Source organism: Aeromonas crassostreae, from assembly GCF_054052445.1.
On the sequence record NZ_JBSTYM010000081.1, the window covers coordinates 1 to 252 of the forward strand.

The following is a 252-nucleotide window of genomic DNA, read 5'->3' on the forward strand; positions in this document are numbered from 1 at the left end:
TCTCCAACGGCCACGGCTCCATGCTGCTGTACTCCCTGCTGCATCTCTCCGGTTATGACCTCTCCATCGAGGATCTGAAAAACTTCCGCCAGCTGCACTCTCGCACCCCGGGTCACCCGGAGTACGGCTATGCCCCGGGCGTCGAAACCACCACGGGTCCGCTGGGTCAGGGCATCACCAACGCCGTGGGCATGGCGATCGCCGAGAAGGCCATGGCCGAGCAGTTCAACCAGCCGGGCTTTGATGTCGTCG

The 252-nt window shown here is 63.5% G+C and carries 1 pseudogene; it reads left to right on the forward strand.

Annotated elements, in window-relative coordinates:
• A pseudogene (locus tag ACW5W4_RS18975) lies at positions 1-252 on the forward strand (transketolase); the annotation flags it as partial.